Genomic DNA, 15,343 nt, shown 5'->3' with positions numbered 1-15,343 from the left:
TTTCACCATGCATGGTCAAGCTGTATTCATCACTGGCATAGGACTTATAAGCTCTTTGGGAGAAGGCGTTAATCATCATTGGGATCTCTTGAATAATCCTACAGTTGCACCAAACCTTGATTATACAACTTTTTCACCATACACTGTTCATAAGTTACCTGAGGTTGATTGGAATTTACAAATTCCTAAAAAAAGTGATCAACGGCAAATGGGCACGTGGCAACGTCTTGGTACCTATGCAGCTGGCCTTGCTCTTGATGATGCAGGCATGAAAGATAATGAACAATTCACTTCGACAATGGATATGATCGTCGCAGCAAGTGGAGGAGAACGTGATATTGTCGTTGATACACAAATTCTTTCACAAGCGCGTACAACAGTTGACCATGCTTCCATGTTAAATTCAGTCCTTACAACTGAGCTTCGTCCGACTTTGTTTTTGGCACAACTTTCAAATCTGTTGGCTGGAAATATTTCAATTGTTCACAAAGTAACTGGATCTTCTCGCACATTTATGGGAGAAGAAGGCAGTGGGCTTTCTGCACTTCAAATTGCTGTGTCTCGTATTCGATCAGGACAGAGTACACATGCACTGGTGGGAAGCTCCTATAATGCACAAAGTTATGATATGTTGTTGGCCCATGAACTTGGAGGCCTTTTAACACGAAGTGGATGGTCTCCGGTATGGGATCGTGAAAATTACCCCGGCGGTGGAGTTATAACAGGTTCTTGTGGTATCTTTCTGGTTCTTGAAAGTAGAGAACACGCAAGAAAACGTAATGCGCGTGCTTACGCTGAAATTAGTCAAATCATCACAGACCAAACAGATCGAACAAAAATTCCGCTTGAAGAATCAATTATATCAATGTTGAAAACAATGGAGGCTAGATCTACTTTAGCCATTTCAGCTGCCTCAGGATTTCATAAAGTGACCAAAGCAGAACAAAATGCTCTTGATACTGCTGATATGTTTTATCGCGGTATTACAACATTATTTGGTTATATGCGGGAAGCACAATTCCTTTTAGCACTTGCGCTTGCTGCACTTGCTGTTAAAAAAAAATGCAGCTTTCCAGCATTAAGTGCTCATGAAAAGTCTTTTTCTAAAGAAGTGCATGAAGCATTTGTTACAAGTGTTGGCATAAAAAGAGCTGAAGGTATAGTACGCCTAGCTACGGCTTGAGGAGAACTTCTACAGTGAAATACAATGATCATTTTGGGCGCCCACTTGTCGCAATCACTGGAACAGGAATTGTAACATCATTAGGACAAGGCAAGCAGGAAAATTGGCAAAAATTAATAAGTGGTGTTAGTGGCATTCATAAAATAACACGTTTTCCCGTTAAGGGGTTAAATACACGTATCGCTGGAACAGTTGACTTTCTTAAAGAAAGCACACTTGGTGCTTCAGCTCTCTCCGAAAAACTTGCTGATCTTGCAGCAGAAGAAGCTTTGGAACAAGCAGCTCTTAATAAAACGAATTTTAATGGACCATTATTTTTAGCAGCCCCTCCGGTTGAGTTGGAATGGGCAGCACGCTTTGCACTTGATCAAAAAGGAACATCCATTGGTGAGCCTTCTTACGCGCACCTTCTTGAAGTCTGCAGCCAAAACTTCCACGAAGCACTCTTTGAAACCACTCAATTTGGTGCAATTGCAGAAAAACTTCAAAAAAAATTTGGAACTAAGGGGCTTCCTATTACACTTTCAACCGCTTGTGCATCTGGTGCAACAGCAATTCAATTAGGTGTTGAAGCTATTCGACGTGGAGAGACAAATCGTGCACTCACAATTGCTACAGACGGTTCAGTTTCAGCCGAATCTCTCATTCGCTTTTCGTTATTATCGGCTCTTTCAACGCATAATGATCCTGCAGAAAAAGCAGCAAAACCCTTTAGTCGTGACCGAGATGGTTTTGTTATGGCAGAAGGATCAGGTGCCCTTGTTCTTGAATCTCTCAAAAGCGCATTAGACCGTAATGCAATAATTTTAGGAATTTTAGCTGGCTGTGGAGAAACAGCGGATGATTTCCATCGTACACGTTCAAAACCTGATGCATCTCCAGCAATTGGATCAGTTCGTAAAGCATTATATGATGCAAAAATAACCATCAATGAAATTGACTATATTAATGCACACGGTACCTCAACACCCGAAAACGAAAAGATGGAATATCTCGCATTATCAGCAGTTTTTGGTGATATTTTAGAATATATTCCAGTTTCTTCTAATAAATCAATGATCGGCCACACATTAACTGCTGCCGGCGCCATAGAAGCTGTTTTTTCACTTTTAACGATTCAATCCGGGATACTTCCCCCCACAATCAATTATGATGATCCTGATCCTTCTATTCCTTTAGATGTTGTCCCAAATTATAGCCGTAAAGCCCGTGTTAACGCTGTTTTGTCAAACTCCTTTGGCTTTGGAGGTCAAAATACCAGTCTTGTTATCACAGCATATAAAGAATAAGCCTTTCAATATTAATCAAACTTAGTCATACTTAATCCAATCGCTATATATCTAAGGGGATTATAATGCGTGCACTGCAACTATTAAATGAACGCCAGCTTGAACTCACCAATATTGCTACGCCCCCACCACCTCCCCCTGATGAAGTGACAGTACGTATAAAAACTGTTGCTCTTAATCATATTGACGTATGGGGTTGGCGTGGCATGGCTTTTGCTAAAAGAAAAATGCCACTCATCATTGGCGCAGAAGCTTCCGGTGAAGTGATTCAACTAGGGAGTAACGTTAGAAACTTACAATTTGGACAAATCGTCTCAATCTACGGTGCACAAACCTGCGGAATATGCCAAGCTTGTTGTGAAGGACGTGATAATCTTTGTAGTCATGTAAAAGGCGTCTATGGTTTTCATCTCGACGGATTTGCCCGTGAACTTGTCAATTTGCCGATGCGTCTATTAGTCCCTGCTCCTCCAGAATGTAATGAACTACAAGCAGCCGTTGCTCCCATTACTTTTGGCACTGTAGAACATATGCTTTTTGACAATGCAAAATTACAATCAGGAGAAACAATCCTGATACAAGCAGGTGGTTCTGGTATCGGCTCAGCAGCTATTCAACTCGCAAAACAGAAAGGATGTACAGTTATTACAACTGTAGGTTCCGATAAAAAAATTGCAAAAGCACAATCTCTTGGTGCAGATCACGTTATTAATTACCGGAAAGATCGTTTTGAAGGTGTCGTACGTAAATTAACCAAAAAACAAGGTGTTGATGTTGTTTTTGAACATGTAGGAGTAGACACATGGAGCGGTTCTTTGTTGTGTATGAAACGAGGAGCACGCCTAGTAACTTGTGGTTCTACCTCGGGAATTACAGCACCACTAAATCTTATGCAGCTTTTCCAACAACAACTTAAAATATTTGGTTCATTTGGCTGTCGTATAGAAAATATGCAAAATGCTATGCAGAAAATGGCACAAGGCATTGTACATCCTGTCATCGATACAATTGTTGAATTTGATGAAATTGCTACAGCTTTAAAACGAATGGAAAGTCGTGATGTTTTTGGTAAAATTATTCTTAAAATTAATTAAATTATCATGAAGTTTTATATTAAAAATTTTATGTATCATATTAAAATTATAGCAAAAAAATTACTTTATTTTTTGTGGGGATATCTGCTCATTGGTTCTTTAAATATCTTAAAATATTTTCCCACCAACATTGGTTTTTCTTTTTTTTCTTGGTTAGCAAAAACATTTGGTCCTCTCGTACACCGTCATCAAATCGCGCTTGCAAATCTTAGAGCTGCATATCCAGAAAAAACAGAAGAAGACTTGCATGCGATTGCAATAGAAATGTGGGAAAATATAGGAAAGTTTTTGGCTGAATACATTTTTCTTGATAAAATCTTTGACTTTGATCCTCATGCAGAGCAGCCAGGTCTGATTGAGGTTAAAGGTGTTGAAATATTTCAGCGATTAAAAGAAGAAAAAAAACCGCATATTTTTTTCACAGCGCATACCGGAAATTTTGAACTTCTCCCTATATGCGCCCAAAGTTTTGGTCTTGATGTCACAGTGTTATTTAGATCACCTAATAATCCCTATATCGCAAAACAAGTCCTTAAAGCTCGTCAAACTTCTATGGGACACCTCGTGCCATCTCAAGCCGGTGCAGCTTGGGCATTAGCAGCCAAGTTAGCAGAGGGTAAAAATGTTGGGATGCTAGTTGATCAAAAGTTTCACCGAGGTATTTTAGGAACATTTTTTAACAGACCACTTAAAACAAATCCCTTGATTATAAAACTTGCACGACAATACGATTGTGATATTTATCCAGCACGTTGTATTCGTCTAGCTGGAGGACGCCATCGTTTAGAATTATATGAACGTGTAAAGCTTCCACTTGATGAAAAAAATGAAATCGATATAGCTGCGTCCATACAAAAATTAAACGATATTGTTGAAAGTTGGGTACGTGAATACCCGGGACAATGGGCGTGGTTACACAGACGTTGGGATAACTAACACTTCTACAACATTATAGGAGAGGCAATAAATGATCGCCTCAAAAGATATTAATGATCTTATCACAATTATGGTAGCATTACGAAATCGTGATAGCGGATGTATCTGGAATATAAAACAAACATTTGAATCCCTCATACCTTATATGCTCGAAGAAGTTTACGAAGTCATCGATGCCATTGAACGGAGAAATAGAATGGATCTTTGTGATGAACTTGGTGATCTTCTATTACAAGTCGTCTATCATGCGATCATTGCACAAGAAGAAGGCAGCTTTACCTTTGAAGATGTTGTTTACACAATCACTGCAAAAATGATTCGCCGTCATCCCCATGTTTTTGGAGATGCAGAACAAAAAAAACGTGGTTTTGTACCAGAAGAATGGGAAAATATTAAAAAAATAGAACGGGCTGAACAGAAAAAATGGTGCAAAGAAGCAAGCTCCTCAAAAGATTCTACAACAAGCGTTCTTGCAAAAGTAAAAAAAATTCAACCTGCAGACCAGGAAGCACTTGCTTTACAAAAAGTAGCTGCTAAGATGGGATTTGGTTGGCATAAGAGTGACAAAATTTTTGCGAAAATTGAAGAAGAGCTCAATGAACTTAAAGAAGCAATCAAAGAAAATAGAACGTTAGATATAGAATCAGAATTTGGTGATCTTTATTTTATCCTACTTAGTCTTGCACGCCACTTCAATATTGATTCACAAAAAGCGTTAAAAAAAACAAATATAAAATTTCGAAATCGCTTTACCTATATTGAAGAAAGTCTCTCCACTCAATCTAAGACACTAGCTGACGCATCCTTGAATGAAATGGAAGATCTTTGGAATGAGGCTAAAACCAAAAAATAAAAGAAATTAAATTTCACCAACCCAAAAAATCACTAACCTTTCGAATCTAACGAAATCCCATTATAATGCTCAATTGATTTTAGATGTCTCATTTAACTGATTTTGTGCAGCAGGACGAAGTTCTACCGATTCACCGCACCCACATGCTGAAACTTGATTAGGATTTTTAAAAACAAACCCAGAACGAAGCGTTGTCACTTCATAATCTACCTGTGTTCCTAACAAAAATAATACCGCATCATGTGCTATAAAGACACGAGCACCATTCACTTCAACAATATCTGCCTCCAGATTCTCTTCCTTCACAAGAGTAATAGTATATTCCATTCCTGCACAGCCACCTTTCTTGATACCAATAAGAATACCATGTGCACCTTTTGCATCCATAATCGCTTTAACACGATTTACTGCGGCTTCCGTCAAACTTATTACCGAAAAACGGCTCATTATTTACCCTTTTCTGCTCACCAAAAACTTTGACAATGTTGCATTTTCGATATTTCAGCTATTTGGTATATTAAAAATAAAACAACAAGATATAAATTGAAATGTTTGAATCTTTTCTGATCGGAACAAAATTCTTATATCCAATAATTTTAGATCTATAATAATACAATTTGAAATTCTATTTTACTCTCCTCGTATTTTCTGTAGAGTACTTTTTTGCAAAAACCAAAAATGAAGAAAAAATGTTCAATAGTATCAATCTGCAACTATACCTATAAGCAGAAACCTTAAAAACGGAGAATTTTTCTCTTAATACCTAAAAAAATGAATAAGTTTAAAAATAAAATCTTTTACGAGTACAAGCTTTTTAAAAAGTGCAAGAGTATTTTAGATTTGATTCTCTTTATTTTTTCTCTTGCCTTTAAAGAGACAGTCGTTTAGTCGTTTTACGCAAGTTCGGAGCGTAGCGCAGCCTGGTAGCGCACTTGACTGGGGGTCAAGGGGTCGTGGGTTCGAATCCCGCCGCTCCGACCATTTTTCCAGGACATACATCAGTAAATACAGAATGTGCCTATTTTTTTGAATTAAATTATTTATTCCTGTATCTAGTTTCTCAATACACAACGGGATATGATGAAATAATATAAATTGAGAACAGAGGAACAACTTCATTCAAATTCCTCTTCTCTTTTAATAGCAAAGATAAAAAACGCGAGAAAAAGATCTCGCGTTATTGTGCTATTTCAAGAAATCGATAACCATTTAGTTCTCTTAGCTTCTAAATTTGCTTTACGCATATTATGAATTGTTATCATCTTTTATAGCAGATGATGATGTCTGCACAGTTATCTTTTTTGGTTTTAGTTCAGCTGGCATTTCTCTTTTAAGCTGAATATGAAGAAGTCCATCGCCAAGCTCTGCTCCAATAACTTTAACATGATCAGCCAAATGAAAACGCCGTTCAAAAGCACGAGAAGCAATGCCTCGATAAAGAAATTCCCGTTCTTTATCATCATTTTCAGACTTTCTTTCACCCTTAACAATCAGTTGATTGCAATGCGTTTCGATATCAATTTCATCTTGAGAAAAACCAGCAACAGCCATGGAAATTCTATAGGAATCTTCAGTTAAACGCTCAATGTTATAGGGTGGATAAGAAGAAACATCATCGGGCTGTGTCCTAGAATCAAACCGGTTAAAAAGATGATCAAAGCCTACTGTTGAACGATAAAATGGTGAAAAATCTATTTGACGCATAATATTGCCCTCCTTTAGAGCGACTATAATGAATTGACTCACGAAGCCCCCAAAATGGCAAGCTTGACCTGTGAACCAGCGATCCCAGAATGGCGACCGCATTACTTATTTGGTAATCGTTCTCTCCTATTTCAACTCTTTTATTCTTGAGCTTGTAACAATATAGAAAAGTAACATAACCGTTTCTTAACCCTTCTTCATCATTACATAAAGCCTGTCCTCTCATTATCTCACTTTGCACTTAATAGTTGCAAAATACACTGTAAAGGATGTCAATTGGAAATACCTCTTTATCTCACAGAATTGGGTTCCATTCCTCTCAATATCCGTAGTAGCTATCTTAAAACAGCTATGGATCGTGAAATTCGTTTTGCAATAACATATCCTGAAAAAGAAAAATCGAAAGGAACAATCGTTATTCTCGAAAGCGATACAAATGCTATAGAAGAATATTTGTTACCGATGAATGAAATATCTAAACGTGGTTTTCACTCAGCAATATTTGACTGGTTTGGTCGAGAAAAATCGCAATTCAATACAAAAAAACAGAACAGACACCACTATTTTGATATTAACAATGATATTAACGACTTAGATGAATTTCTAAAAAAAATCGTATACCTTGACTGCCCGCCACCTTATTATATGCTGACTTATGGCATAGGTGGCTTGATAGCACTTAGCGGATTGGATCTCATTAACCATCAGTTTAATAGAATGCTCTGTGTTTCTCCCCTTCTTGCTCCATTAGGGAATAAAACAAATAGCTTTCAACATAAATTAACACAACTTCTTTCTGATATAGGCCTTGGATTCTTACCAGTTAAAGGCGGAAAAAAATTCAAACAAATAAAACAAAAAAATATGCAATTTAAATACGCCCATAAAACACCTTTCCCCCCTATCCCCCTCCCAACATCACGATGGATGGCATCAGTGCTTAATGCAATTGATTCTATGAAAAAAAAGATACTTTACGGACATTTACAACTTCCAACACTATTTATCCTTGCTAGTCACAATAATATTGCAAATAACATTGAAGTGCGAAAATTATGCCAATACGTACAGCCAACAGATAGTATTACCATTACGGGTGCTGAACTTGATACGATCATGCATAAAGAAGATTATAAAAAACAATTTTGGGCCGCATTTGATGCATTTATTCCCGGTGATATACCTATACATTAAAATTTTTTAGTAAAATTATAATTTAATGTAATAAAGAAAGAGGGTATTTATTTTTAAAATAGCAAAATAGATACTTTTATTTAAGAATATCTCTTTCTTGCATGGAATTTTTTTCACGAAACTTCGGTATTGCAATTAAAAATGCAAAAGTGTCTAATTTTAATGCATAAACTAAAAAAGTTAATTACAGAATAAATATTTCTATAATTATTATAATTTGCAAAAATAAGAGTAATTTTCATATAAATATTATTAGAATATGAAAAAATATTAAAACTATATTTACAGTTTATTAATAAAAAATCCTTTTTTTAATTTGTAGCATAGAAAAATAAATAGCGATAAAAAATCTATCTTGTCATATAACTTCCCCAAAAAGCTATAATATAATATCTCTTTCATGTCTTAAATAAACATTCTCTAAAATAAAATGCCCGTATACGCTCTTCAATGGAGCTCTAACCAGAATGAAAAAAATTAAAAAGAAGAAAAAACTGCCATTAATCGTGCTTAAAATATTCAAACACTACTCTCTTCTTTTTATATCACATACGTTTCGAATTTAACCAACTCACAACTAATATGCTGTATTCTTGAAAATAATATAAGAATTAACCATTTTACCATTCATTCTAATTATGAGCATTTTATCATCTTTTTTATAAATACTCTGTATTATATAATTGATGTGACAAAGAACTCTGACGAATGGAGCCATTGGAACACAATCATGAAACGAATCCTACTCGCAGAAGATGATAATGATATGCGTCGCTTTCTAGCGAAAGCTTTAGAACGTGCAGGTTACGAAGTTGCCGATTTCGATAATGGTGCTAGCGCATATGAACGTTTGCAAGAAGAACCATTTTCTCTTCTCCTTACTGATATCGTGATGCCAGAAATGGATGGAATCGAATTGGCACGGCGCGCTACTGAAATTGATCCTGATTTACGTGTGATGTTTATTACAGGATTCGCAGCAGTAGCACTCAATTCAAATAGCGATGCTCCTACTGATGCAAAAGTACTTTCTAAACCGTTTCACTTACGAGAACTCGTGAGTGAAGTTGAAAAAATACTTATAGCTGCTTAAAAAGACATTTTTCTAAGTTATTCATGCCTAATTAAATAGAAAATTAAATTAAGCATTGACCTTTATAATGCTATGTGGTGTATGCAATATCATTAAATGGGCGTGTAGCTCAGCGGGAGAGCACTACGTTGACATCGTAGGGGTCACAGGTTCAATCCCTGTCACGCCCACCATTTAGTTTTATTATGTTATAAATAAGATTATTGAGTTTGTGTGCCTTTTCAAGATATGAGATTTTTGAGTGGCAATTAAGAAATGAAGTTTTTAAACATCCTTTTACAAAGGGTATTCTTTTTTTAATTTTCTCTAATAATTTTTTGAATCCTGCCAAATCCTTTTATGAAAGAATACTTCAAGTTTCTTGCATACATGTCAGTAATTTTACAGCGCATCAAATGAAAAATTTTATATAAACGACCTTACAACAAGTATCAGCTCCTTTTCTCAAGAATACTCTGTCGTTTTCTAATCTAACTCTTGCTCTATAATTCTTTTTTTCATTTCTATGAAAGTAAACTTTCTGCTAAAATATTTAGCTATAACAATGCGCTACAGAAACGTTACAAGAAATGTTAAAGGAATGGAAAATCATGGTAAAAATAAGTATCATCATGAGCACCACATAACTACTGAAATTTTAAAATAGGTAATAATCACTTTAAAGAACATGGGTGGAAGTACATCAGATCTTATTTGCATAACATTTTAGTGTATATTTCAGAAAGCATTTTTGTTTTTTTAATTTTTAAATAGGTATTTTTTTATTTTATCTGAACGAGTAGAAATCTTTAAAATTGGTTCTATTGAGGATAGAGTGTTTATTGTAGGAAAGGAAAAGCTAAGTACACTAAAAAATTCTGCAAGTAATCTGTTTCATGAAGCACATAATCAGATAGGAATAAAAATCACAACAGATGGCTTGAAAAGCGACAGCAACACGTGCCACCAATACAGATGCTACAGCATTGTAATTTATTACTTTTATTAGACAAAAGTTCCCTCTCCTTACAAAAATGGCTAAAAAGAAAAATTTCTAAACTTTTATAGATCTATTGATTCTACTGAAACATGGTGATCCCGACAGCTCTGCCATCCAAATTTTACTAGTGTGTAACTTATTGATTCTACATATCTTTTTTCAAGGTTCGGGATAATTAAATAAAGGTTCGGGAATAGGATTTTCAAACTTGCCTTTGCAAAGAGCGTTTTTTTTTGCCAACTTTCTCTAAAAATTGTTTGAGTAATTCTAAGTCTGCTTGTGAAACAGTGTTGATTATTCTAGAAAACATACCAACAGCTTCACGCTCAAATGAATCAGAAGGCTTTATTGTAAAACTCGTACGACAAGCATCCGATTCTCTTCTCAAACGTTCTGCTGCTTCTTGATCTAACGCATAGAGTTCAATGATCTTTTCCTCCATTCCTACAGGAACAGATTTTTTGCCAATTTCAACAGCAGACAAAAACGCTAAAGATATATCTAATTTTTTAGCCATATCTAAAAGGCGTTCTGAATGATCAATACGAAGTTTGCGTAAGGTTTTGCCAAAAGGTGTGATCATCTAAAAAATCCTATTAGAAGAATGACTGTGCATTGCAATTCTAGCAGAATCTAAAAACTATTTCTTTAAATAATTACGAATCAAGATTGCTTTTCGCAGTCACACAAGAAGCCAAAAATGTTTTCATTTTCTAGAAAATCAAAATCTTTGAATAAATTTCTTGACACCATTCAATGTGTAGTACATTGTAGTACAATAAAAGGAGATTTTAGAAATGGGAAAAATTCAAGCACGCATACCTGATGAAATTCAGGAAATTGCAAGTACAGTTATTAACTCAACGGGTTTGACTGTATCAGATGCGGTACGCATGTTTATGACCCGCATTGCTAGAGATAGAGCACTACCACTTGATCTATTTCAACCTAACCCAGAAACATTACAAGCTATTGAGGACGCTGATATGGGACGTGTTAAGCATACATCATTAGATGGCTTACGAACTATGATCCGCAATGACAAAGCTAGGGTATGTAAATCTGAAAAACGAACCTGAGCTTGCTATGCGTGAAATCGTCTATACTCGATCATTTAGACGTGATCTCAAACGTGAAAGTAAAGGCAGATACGCTAATTCACTAGAAGAGGATTTGCTGCTTGTGATTCAAGCATTAGCAGAGAATGCTCCACTAAAGGTGCATTGGCGAGATCATGCGCTAACAGGTCAATGGCGCAATTGCCGCGATTGTCATATCAAACCAGATTTGGTTTTGATCTATCGAAAACCAGATACCAAAACGTTAGAGCTTTTACGACTTGGTTCACACTCTGAACTACGTTTATGATTGAACCTATAATTTTTTGAGGTGGAGTCTTTGCAAAACCTTTCTCTCCACCATAAAAATTCTTCAATTTTTTGAAAACCACTGCTTTAAGTGTGCAATGACATTATCTATCGCATCTATGAAGCGGGCAAAATCGAGGATAAGCAAAAAAAGAAAAAAGGCTATCCACTTCATGAAACGAGACATCACTTTCACACTTTGATAGGTAATGATGATTTCTTGAAGCATTTCTTTTTCCGCTTCTGTAAGCTCTGTGTGTTTTTCAGCTTTTTTTCTTACCATGTTTCCACCCACATAAGCGTGCTCCCTGTTGATTATGTTTCAATATATCTCTTGCTAGGTTGGAACTGATAACCTTCACATCTCTCTTGTCTAAATAAATGGGCAACCAACCAACACAAGAAGAAGCATATTTATGGGTCACGCAACCAGTCAGAGAGAGCAGCACGCACATCAGCATCACTTTTTTTGTTAACTTCATTTTCCACCTCAAGTCGTGCTGTTGCTGTCTGTAAAATATTTTCTGTTTGCTTTTGCTGTTCCGCCTTTTTTCCAAGAGTGAAAGCTTTGGCTAAAACTATAAAAAAAGCGGCTAAAGCCGCACCTGTTAGCATCAGATTTTTTTTCATCCATAAGATCATAAACAGTGTTCCTTAAAGCGCTTAGCAACAAAGAAAATACCAGCGCCTGCTGCTAAAACCATAATAACAGCGAAAGCCCATTGAATGGGACCATTGCCAGCTAAAAAACCACCAAGACCTGAGAAAGAACCAATAATGGGTGCTAATGCTTCTGCTTTAAAAAAAACTGTTGAATCCTTTGTTTCTACCGTTTGATAGTTCGAGGAAACAAAAGCACCTTTTGCCCATAATCCTGCTTCTGCTGCACGCCGATGTACGAGACCTTGTAAACGCTTCCCACCCGCTTTGGTCCATTTTTGTAATTCGGCAGGTATTGCTTCATAATCGCCTTTGTTGAGTCTTTTAAGTAATGTAGAATTTTGAAAAGCTGAAATGCCTACATTATAACAAAAGGAAACAAGCGCACCAAACTGCTCGTCACTTAAAATCACATCAACTGCTTTTTCTACAGCTTGTTCATATTGCCGCAAATCTGCCAAAAGCATGTTTTCAGCTTTTTTTTCTGTAATCACCATCCCTTCAATAACTATTGGTTTGCCAGCCTTTCCTGTATGTCCATAACCAATCGTCCAAACACCAGAGACATCTTGATAAGCCTGCAAGCGCAAACCTTCCCACTTTTTCAAACAGTCTAAACAATCTTCACTTATTCTCCGTGCCATTGCTTTGTTCCATCCTATAAATATACCTTTATGAGTACTGCTCCGTCACCGCCATCACCACTTGATGAGTCTGTTGCATTTTTTCCGGGAAAATAACCACCACCACCACCGCCATAAAGTACCTTACTCTCTTTAGGACTTAAAGCGCCTTTACCTCCATGACCGCCCCACATGCTATGGCCACCATGACCGACTTGACCATTAGAATAACTACCGCCACCACCGCCACCACCGCCATAAACACTACTTCCACCATCACCACCTTTACCGCTCATGCCGACAGGTTTGTCAATGTCACCTCTACCGCCTTTACCGCCAGTGCCACCACCGCCTCCGCCGCCATAAACACTACTTCCACCATCGCCACCATCGCCACCTTTACCGCCTTTACCGCCAGTGCCACCATCGCCACCTTTACCGCCTCTACCACCTAAACCATAAACACTACTTCCACCATTACCACCTTTACCGCCTCTACCGCCTCTACCGCCTTTAAAATCAACACCATCGCCACCATAACCGCCCCAACCACCATCGGATAAAAAATTATCACCACCACGACCGCCAATGCCACCATTGCCAAGACCGTTGTCATAACCACCATAACCACCCCGGCCACCATGACCACCAAGAAAGCCATCTTTACCATTATAATCGCCATCTTTGCCTGTAGCGTCCTCACCTTTAAACACGCCTTTTTGATAAGGTTTAATTGAATTCTGTCCACCAAAAGCTATAATAAATTGACCAACTACTGTGCGGCCGCCTCCAGGATTATTAGGATTTTTTCCGCCTTTTCCAATACTGACCGAATTCTTTCCAAGAAATTTTTTCCTTGTTCTTACGTACGTACAACAACCACCAAAACCACCTTCGCCACCAGTGCCACCATAAACACTATCACTCCCAGCATCGCCGCCACCCCAAGCCCATATTTCAAGTTCTGTCTCATCAGTAACACCCTCTGGCCAAGGAATGTCTCCACTTTCTGTCATGAGAATTTCAACAGGTTTGCTAACCCCACCACCATTGTTGTCACCGCCATTGCTATTGCTACTATTGGCTTTGATTGAAGCCATCAGATTAGCTGGTGAAATAAGCGCGTTTATTGTTTTTGTGCCATCAATCCAGTCTTGTTCTGCAAGAGGTTGAATGAGATCAACTTTTTTCTGTACACTGCGCGCTATATCTTGCGCTTTATCGGCTTCTGTTTGTGCAATATTTGCCTCAGCTTTTGCACTGTCTCCCGTTTTTTGTGCTGTCTCAGCCGTTGTTTTCGCATCTACAGCATAAGCTTTTGTATCATTTGCTGTCCTTAATGCACTATCTGCAACGTTCTTTGCCTCACTTGCAACATGAATCCCTTGTTGTGCAATATCTTCAACTTGATCAATTTTTGCAATCTGTGCACGTTCTGGAGGGGTTAAGATAAGATGCTTTTGCCCCTCCTTCATATTCTCCATATCAAATACATCTTTTTCTATTTTATCTGGATCATAGACTGATTTTGACATACCAAAAGACTTTGAGCCTACAAAATAATTAATGGTATTTTTTAGTTCTACGGGAGAGATAGGATAATGAACACCTTCATCTCCAAGACGCCACTTTTCCATTGTTGGCTGAGTAGGACTCAACCATTGCAACTTCAATCTTTCCTCTGGAGTTAAGATCTTTTTGGTAGGACCTTCATGCATATTTTCCATGGAAAACACATTTGACCTCACATTATCGGGGTCATATGTAGCAGCCTTCATATCGCCAATTCCTAAAGGTGATATTTTTATCCAACCATCCCCTGATAAAATCGTATTTTCATGGGCTTTCCCACTTGCTTCAATATCATGAACAGTTACCTTATCTTTGTAAGCAAGGGCTCCAATATCTCTCTTTGCAACCGCATCATCAGCCTTTTTTCCCTGAGCAGCACTCGCAAAGTATTCTACCTCATAAGCCGCTGCACTCCCCACTGAAACCGGTGCAAGAACCTTACTATCTAAAACACCTTCTTTGACTTCTTCTTTTGTTGCTGGTTCAAGCTTAAATATATGCGTGTGATAGGGTAATGGCATCGCGTTTCATTCCTTAATCAGTTCGTTGTCTTGTTGTGTGTGAGATAGGATTGCAATTCATCAATAAGTTTTTGCATAGTCTCTATGCGTTTATCTGTCGCTTCTTTATATTCTGCCAAAGCGCTTAAAAGATCATGCTGTATGTCGCTTTTGACAAGATCAAGCACCTTATTTAAGGGTGCATGAACCATTCTATTGCTTGCATAAAAAAGGACGCGAATTTGCTCCGCGTCCGCAATATCATCAATAGCAGACGGATTATTGATCATTGGAAA

The 15,343-nt window shown here is 37.4% G+C and carries 18 protein-coding genes and 2 tRNA genes; 11 read left to right on the top strand and 9 right to left on the bottom strand.

The genetic code is table 11. From position 1 onward, the window contains the following. Positions 1-7: 7 nt before the first annotated feature. The 5 genes from J7R07_RS04710 (at position 8) to mazG (ending at position 5,355) form a co-directional block, all read left to right on the top strand. The gene (locus J7R07_RS04710) at positions 8-1,183 is read left to right on the top strand and encodes a beta-ketoacyl-ACP synthase (RefSeq protein ID WP_208435758.1); all 1,176 of its coding nucleotides are present in this window, start codon (positions 8-10) and stop codon (positions 1,181-1,183) included. A gap of 14 nt (positions 1,184-1,197) precedes the next feature. Continuing rightward, the gene (locus J7R07_RS04705) at positions 1,198-2,472 is read left to right on the top strand and encodes a beta-ketoacyl-ACP synthase (RefSeq protein ID WP_208435757.1); all 1,275 of its coding nucleotides are present in this window, start codon (positions 1,198-1,200) and stop codon (positions 2,470-2,472) included. Between the two features lie 65 nt (positions 2,473-2,537). Continuing rightward, positions 2,538-3,566, top strand: a complete 1,029-nt coding sequence (locus J7R07_RS04700; protein WP_208435756.1) for a zinc-binding dehydrogenase — start codon at positions 2,538-2,540, stop codon at positions 3,564-3,566. A gap of 6 nt (positions 3,567-3,572) precedes the next feature. After that, positions 3,573-4,502 carry a lipid A biosynthesis lauroyl acyltransferase gene (locus J7R07_RS04695; protein ID WP_208435755.1) on the top strand — a complete coding sequence of 310 codons (930 nt, stop codon included), beginning with the start codon at positions 3,573-3,575 and terminating at the stop codon, positions 4,500-4,502. A 31-nt stretch (positions 4,503-4,533) separates the two neighbouring features. Next, complete coding sequence (mazG, locus tag J7R07_RS04690; protein ID WP_208435754.1) at positions 4,534-5,355, top strand: nucleoside triphosphate pyrophosphohydrolase; 822 nt, start codon at positions 4,534-4,536, stop codon at positions 5,353-5,355. Positions 5,356-5,424: 69 nt separating this feature from the next. On the opposite strand, the gene J7R07_RS04685 is transcribed toward mazG, so the two are convergent. After that, positions 5,425-5,802: an iron-sulfur cluster assembly accessory protein gene (locus tag J7R07_RS04685; protein ID WP_208435753.1), complete on the bottom strand. Its 378-nt coding sequence runs from the start codon at positions 5,800-5,802 to the stop codon at positions 5,425-5,427. Between the two features lie 457 nt (positions 5,803-6,259). Here J7R07_RS04685 and J7R07_RS04680 point away from each other — a divergent pair. After that, positions 6,260-6,336, top strand: a tRNA-Pro gene (locus J7R07_RS04680). A 264-nt stretch (positions 6,337-6,600) separates the two neighbouring features. On the opposite strand, the gene J7R07_RS04675 is transcribed toward J7R07_RS04680, so the two are convergent. Beyond that, positions 6,601-7,059 (bottom strand): Hsp20 family protein, encoded by a 459-nt coding sequence (locus J7R07_RS04675; protein ID WP_208435752.1) that lies wholly within the window; start codon positions 7,057-7,059, stop codon positions 6,601-6,603. 276 nt (positions 7,060-7,335) lie between these two features. Between J7R07_RS04675 and J7R07_RS04670 the strand changes: the two genes are divergently transcribed. From J7R07_RS04670 to J7R07_RS04660, 3 genes are all read left to right on the top strand, one after another. Further along, positions 7,336-8,253: a serine aminopeptidase domain-containing protein gene (locus J7R07_RS04670; RefSeq protein ID WP_208435751.1), complete on the top strand. Its 918-nt coding sequence runs from the start codon at positions 7,336-7,338 to the stop codon at positions 8,251-8,253. A gap of 730 nt (positions 8,254-8,983) precedes the next feature. Next, positions 8,984-9,346 carry a cell cycle two-component system response regulator CpdR gene (gene cpdR, locus J7R07_RS04665; protein WP_208435750.1) on the top strand — a complete coding sequence of 121 codons (363 nt, stop codon included), beginning with the start codon at positions 8,984-8,986 and terminating at the stop codon, positions 9,344-9,346. A 98-nt stretch (positions 9,347-9,444) separates the two neighbouring features. Continuing rightward, positions 9,445-9,519, top strand: a tRNA-Val gene (locus J7R07_RS04660). Between the two features lie 1,008 nt (positions 9,520-10,527). Here the strand turns inward: J7R07_RS04660 and J7R07_RS04655 are convergent. Beyond that, positions 10,528-10,908: a helix-turn-helix domain-containing protein gene (locus tag J7R07_RS04655; protein WP_007346739.1), complete on the bottom strand. Its 381-nt coding sequence runs from the start codon at positions 10,906-10,908 to the stop codon at positions 10,528-10,530. Positions 10,909-11,122: 214 nt separating this feature from the next. Between J7R07_RS04655 and J7R07_RS04650 the strand changes: the two genes are divergently transcribed. Both J7R07_RS04650 and J7R07_RS04645 read left to right on the top strand, forming a co-directional pair. Continuing rightward, entirely contained in the window at positions 11,123-11,404 is a 282-nt protein-coding gene (locus tag J7R07_RS04650; RefSeq protein WP_007346740.1) for a type II toxin-antitoxin system RelB/DinJ family antitoxin, read from the top strand. 7 nt (positions 11,405-11,411) lie between these two features. Next, a complete protein-coding gene (locus J7R07_RS04645) occupies positions 11,412-11,693 on the top strand; it encodes a type II toxin-antitoxin system YafQ family toxin (RefSeq protein WP_019224394.1) in 282 nt (93 codons plus the stop codon). A 63-nt stretch (positions 11,694-11,756) separates the two neighbouring features. Here J7R07_RS04645 and J7R07_RS04640 read toward each other — a convergent pair whose 3' ends face one another. Genes J7R07_RS04640 through J7R07_RS04620 form a run of 6 tightly spaced genes read right to left on the bottom strand, consistent with a single transcriptional unit; the run spans position 11,757 to position 15,337 of the window. Beyond that, complete coding sequence (locus J7R07_RS04640) at positions 11,757-11,975, bottom strand: hypothetical protein (RefSeq protein WP_007346742.1); 219 nt, start codon at positions 11,973-11,975, stop codon at positions 11,757-11,759. Continuing rightward, the gene (locus J7R07_RS08360; RefSeq protein WP_026088024.1) at positions 11,956-12,174 is read right to left on the bottom strand and encodes a hypothetical protein; all 219 of its coding nucleotides are present in this window, start codon (positions 12,172-12,174) and stop codon (positions 11,956-11,958) included. Before J7R07_RS08360 ends, J7R07_RS04640 begins: the two co-directional genes overlap by 20 nt. Beyond that, positions 12,107-12,334 carry a hypothetical protein gene (locus J7R07_RS04635; RefSeq protein WP_007346743.1) on the bottom strand — a complete coding sequence of 76 codons (228 nt, stop codon included), beginning with the start codon at positions 12,332-12,334 and terminating at the stop codon, positions 12,107-12,109. Before J7R07_RS04635 ends, J7R07_RS08360 begins: the two co-directional genes overlap by 68 nt. Further along, complete coding sequence (locus tag J7R07_RS04630) at positions 12,331-12,996, bottom strand: lysozyme (RefSeq protein ID WP_007346744.1); 666 nt, start codon at positions 12,994-12,996, stop codon at positions 12,331-12,333. Before J7R07_RS04630 ends, J7R07_RS04635 begins: the two co-directional genes overlap by 4 nt. A gap of 14 nt (positions 12,997-13,010) precedes the next feature. Beyond that, positions 13,011-15,068: a hypothetical protein gene (locus J7R07_RS04625; protein ID WP_208435749.1), complete on the bottom strand. Its 2,058-nt coding sequence runs from the start codon at positions 15,066-15,068 to the stop codon at positions 13,011-13,013. Positions 15,069-15,085: 17 nt separating this feature from the next. Continuing rightward, the gene (locus J7R07_RS04620; RefSeq protein ID WP_007346746.1) at positions 15,086-15,337 is read right to left on the bottom strand and encodes a hypothetical protein; all 252 of its coding nucleotides are present in this window, start codon (positions 15,335-15,337) and stop codon (positions 15,086-15,088) included. Positions 15,338-15,343 lie beyond the last annotated feature (6 nt).

The organism is Bartonella phoceensis (genome assembly GCF_902825145.1).
Classification (GTDB): Bacteria; Pseudomonadota; Alphaproteobacteria; order Rhizobiales; family Rhizobiaceae; genus Bartonella; species Bartonella phoceensis.
This window is presented reverse-complemented; position numbering and strand designations above follow the sequence as displayed.

Coding starts and splice junctions, on each gene's coding strand:
- J7R07_RS04640 (WP_007346742.1), bottom strand. CDS start 11,975: ATGGTAAGAAAAAAAGCTGAAAAACACACAGAGCTTACAGAAGCGGAA.
- J7R07_RS04645 (WP_019224394.1), top strand. CDS start 11,412: ATGCGTGAAATCGTCTATACTCGATCATTTAGACGTGATCTCAAACGT.
- J7R07_RS04700 (WP_208435756.1), top strand. CDS start 2,538: ATGCGTGCACTGCAACTATTAAATGAACGCCAGCTTGAACTCACCAAT.
- J7R07_RS04675 (WP_208435752.1), bottom strand. CDS start 7,059: ATGCGTCAAATAGATTTTTCACCATTTTATCGTTCAACAGTAGGCTTT.
- J7R07_RS04620 (WP_007346746.1), bottom strand. CDS start 15,337: ATGATCAATAATCCGTCTGCTATTGATGATATTGCGGACGCGGAGCAA.
- J7R07_RS04685 (WP_208435753.1), bottom strand. CDS start 5,802: ATGAGCCGTTTTTCGGTAATAAGTTTGACGGAAGCCGCAGTAAATCGT.
- J7R07_RS04710 (WP_208435758.1), top strand. CDS start 8: ATGCATGGTCAAGCTGTATTCATCACTGGCATAGGACTTATAAGCTCT.
- J7R07_RS04650 (WP_007346740.1), top strand. CDS start 11,123: ATGGGAAAAATTCAAGCACGCATACCTGATGAAATTCAGGAAATTGCA.
- J7R07_RS04625 (WP_208435749.1), bottom strand. CDS start 15,068: ATGCCATTACCCTATCACACGCATATATTTAAGCTTGAACCAGCAACA.
- J7R07_RS08360 (WP_026088024.1), bottom strand. CDS start 12,174: ATGAAGTTAACAAAAAAAGTGATGCTGATGTGCGTGCTGCTCTCTCTG.
- J7R07_RS04695 (WP_208435755.1), top strand. CDS start 3,573: ATGAAGTTTTATATTAAAAATTTTATGTATCATATTAAAATTATAGCA.
- mazG (WP_208435754.1), top strand. CDS start 4,534: ATGATCGCCTCAAAAGATATTAATGATCTTATCACAATTATGGTAGCA.
- J7R07_RS04630 (WP_007346744.1), bottom strand. CDS start 12,996: ATGGCACGGAGAATAAGTGAAGATTGTTTAGACTGTTTGAAAAAGTGG.
- J7R07_RS04635 (WP_007346743.1), bottom strand. CDS start 12,334: ATGATCTTATGGATGAAAAAAAATCTGATGCTAACAGGTGCGGCTTTA.
- cpdR (WP_208435750.1), top strand. CDS start 8,984: ATGAAACGAATCCTACTCGCAGAAGATGATAATGATATGCGTCGCTTT.
- J7R07_RS04655 (WP_007346739.1), bottom strand. CDS start 10,908: ATGATCACACCTTTTGGCAAAACCTTACGCAAACTTCGTATTGATCAT.